The organism is Arthrobacter sp. ZBG10, from assembly GCF_001238605.1.
In the GTDB taxonomy this organism is placed as follows: domain Bacteria; phylum Actinomycetota; class Actinomycetes; order Actinomycetales; family Micrococcaceae; genus Arthrobacter.
Genome location: NZ_LFQH01000057.1, coordinates 1 through 3,434, shown reverse-complemented (window position 1 = coordinate 3,434; position 3,434 = coordinate 1). Strand labels below are relative to the sequence as shown.

The following is a 3,434-nucleotide window of genomic DNA, read 5'->3' as shown; positions in this document are numbered from 1 at the left end:
TTTGTTGTTTGGGAACCACATAGTGGACGCAAGCAGTCTTGTTTTCTTTTTACCACCCCACGGGTGCAAACGCTTTTGAATCCGTTTGCGGGGGTGGTGTGTGGTGTAAGTTATCGGCCTATTAGTACCGGTCAGCTTCACGAGTCGTTAGTCCTCGCTTCCACATCCGGCCTATCAACCCAGTGGTCTGGCTGGGGGCCTCTCACACACAAGGTGTATGGAAATCTCATCTCGAAGCGAGCTTCCCGCTTAGATGCTTTCAGCGGTTATCCCATCCGAACGTAGCTAATCAGCGGTGCACTTGGCAGTACAACTGACACACCAGAGGTTCGTCCGTCCCGGTCCTCTCGTACTAAGGACAGCCCTTCTCAAATTTCCTGCGCGCGCAGCGGATAGGGACCGAACTGTCTCACGACGTTCTAAACCCAGCTCGCGTACCGCTTTAATGGGCGAACAGCCCAACCCTTGGGACCTACTCCAGCCCCAGGATGCGACGAGCCGACATCGAGGTGCCAAACCATGCCGTCGATATGGACTCTTGGGCAAGATCAGCCTGTTATCCCCGAGGTACCTTTTATCCGTTGAGCGACGGCCATTCCACAATGTACCGCCGGATCACTAGTCCCGACTTTCGTCCCTGCTCGAGATGTCTCTCTCACAGTCAAGCTCCCTTGTGCACTTACACTCGACACCTGATTGCCAACCAGGCTGAGGGAACCTTTGGGCGCCTCCGTTACTTTTTAGGAGGCAACCGCCCCAGTTAAACTACCCATCAGGCACTGTCCCTGACCCGGATTACGGGCCGAAGTTAGATGTCCAAAGTGACCAGAGTGGTATTTCAACGATGACTCCACCCGAACTGGCGTCCGGGTTTCAACGTCTCCCACCTATCCTACACAAGCCACTCCGAACACCAATACCAAACTATAGTAAAGGTCTCGGGGTCTTTCCGTCCTGCTGCGCGTAACGAGCATCTTTACTCGTACTGCAATTTCGCCGAGTTTATGGTTGAGACAGCGGGGAAGTCGTTACTCCATTCGTGCAGGTCGGAACTTACCCGACAAGGAATTTCGCTACCTTAGGATGGTTATAGTTACCACCGCCGTTTACTGGGGCTTAAATTCTCAGCTTCGCCTTGCGGCTAACCGGTCCTCTTAACCTTCCAGCACCGGGCAGGAGTCAGTCCGTATACATCGTCTTGCGACTTCGCACGGACCTGTGTTTTTAGTAAACAGTCGCTTCCCCCTGGTCTCTGCGGCCCCGATCCCCTCCCACCAGCATGTGGTGTTCAAGGTTGGGGCCCCCCTTCTCCCGAAGTTACGGGGGCATTTTGCCGAGTTCCTTAACCATAATTCTCTCGATCGCCTTAGTATTCTCTACCTGATCACCTGTGTCGGTTTGGGGTACGGGCGGCTAAAACCTCGCGTCGATGCTTTTCTCGGCAGCATAGGATCACCAAATCCCCCCACTAAAGGGGGTCCCATCAGATCTCAGGCATCACGAACAGCGGATTTGCCTACCATTCGCCCTACATCCTTAGACCGGGACAACCATCGCCCGGCTTGGCTACCTTCCTGCGTCACACCTGTTAATACGCTTGCCTCCCAGGATCAGGTCCCGCGCTCCACCAAAAACCACGTCACCACAAGGGCGGGCGGTCAGGTCTCGGGCGGTTAGTATCCCCTGTTCAACATGGACGGTTTTTCGCCGGTACGGGAATATCAACCCGTTGTCCATCGACTACGCCTGTCGGCCTCGCCTTAGGTCCCGACTTACCCAGGGCAGATTAGCTTGACCCTGGAACCCTTGATCATTCGGCGGACGGGTTTCTCACCCGTCTTTCGCTACTCATGCCTGCATTCTCACTCGTGTAGGCTCCACCGCTGGTTTACACCGCGACTTCACTGCCCACACGACGCTCCCCTACCCATCCAAACGCCTGAACCACAAGGGCTTAGCTAATATTTGAATGCCACAACTTCGGCGGTGTACTTGAGCCCCGCTACATTGTCGGCGCGGAATCACTTGACCAGTGAGCTATTACGCACTCTTTTAAGGATGGCTGCTTCTAAGCCAACCTCCTGGTTGTCTTCGCAACTCCACATCCTTTCCCACTTAGCACACGCTTAGGGGCCTTAGTTGGTGGTCTGGGCTGTTTCCCTCTCGACTATGAAGCTTATCCCCCACAGTCTCACTGCTGCGCTCTCACTTACCGGCATTCGGAGTTTGGCTGACGTCAGTAACCTTGTAGGGCCCATTAGCCATCCAGTAGCTCTACCTCCAGCAAGAAACACGCAACGCTGCACCTAAATGCATTTCGGGGAGAACCAGCTATCACGAAGTTTGATTGGCCTTTCACCCCTACCCACAGCTCATCCCCTCCATTTTCAACTGAAGTGGGTTCGGTCCTCCACGACGTCTTACCGTCGCTTCAACCTGGCCATGGGTAGATCACTTCGCTTCGGGTCTAGATCACGCCACTGCAACGCCCTATTCAGACTCGCTTTCGCTACGGCTTCCCCACACGGGTTAACCTCGCGACGTAACACTAACTCGCAGGCTCATTCTTCAAAAGGCACGCCGTCACAGCTACAAGGCTGCTCCGACGGATTGTAAGCACACGGTTTCAGGTACTGTTTCACTCCCCTCCCGGGGTACTTTTCACCTTTCCCTCACGGTACTGGTCCGCTATCGGTCATTAGGGAGTATTTAGGCTTATCAGGTGGTCCTGACAGATTCACACGGGATTTCTCGGGCCCCGTGCTACTTGGGATACTCTCACAGGCGGCACAAAACATTACGGTTACGGGGCTCACACCCTCTCTGGCCGGCCTTTCAAGACCGTTCACCTATGCCTGCACATCACACCCCACCGGTCCGGCAGAACCAGTATGGAAAGTCCCACAACCCCGCCCATGCAACGCCCGCCGGCTATCACACATGGAACGGTTTAGCCTGATCCGCGTTCGCTCGCCACTACTAACGGAATCACTATTGTTTTCTCTTCCTGCGGGTACTGAGATGTTTCACTTCCCCGCGTTCCCCCCACACACCCTATGTGTTCAGATGCGGGTCACCAGGTCACTCGCGCGCCTGGCGGGGTTTCCCCATTCGGACACCCTGGGATCACAGTCCGGTTATCGACTCCCCCAGGCTTATCGCAGATTCCTACGTCCTTCTTCGGCTCCTAATGCCAAGGCATCCACCGTGTGCTCTTAAAAACTTGACCACAAAAGATCAAAAACGCTAATTTTCGAGAGAACCACGAAAACCAACCACACGATCAACACCACCCCGAAAGGTGACACCATCACGCGCAGCCAGATCCAGGTTCATATTCTTGGAAATTGCTTCTTATAAAAGATGCTCGCGTCCACTATGTAGTTCTCAAACAACAACCCCAAACCACACACCCCACACAACCCTCCCAAAAG

The 3,434-nt window shown here is 54.4% G+C and carries 1 rRNA gene; it reads right to left on the bottom strand.

Annotated features, from left to right (window positions below):
• Positions 1 to 100 precede the first annotated feature (100 nt).
• Positions 101 to 3,229: ribosomal RNA gene (locus ACU18_RS14190) — 23S ribosomal RNA — on the bottom strand.
• Between the last annotated feature and the right edge of the window lie 205 nt (positions 3,230 to 3,434).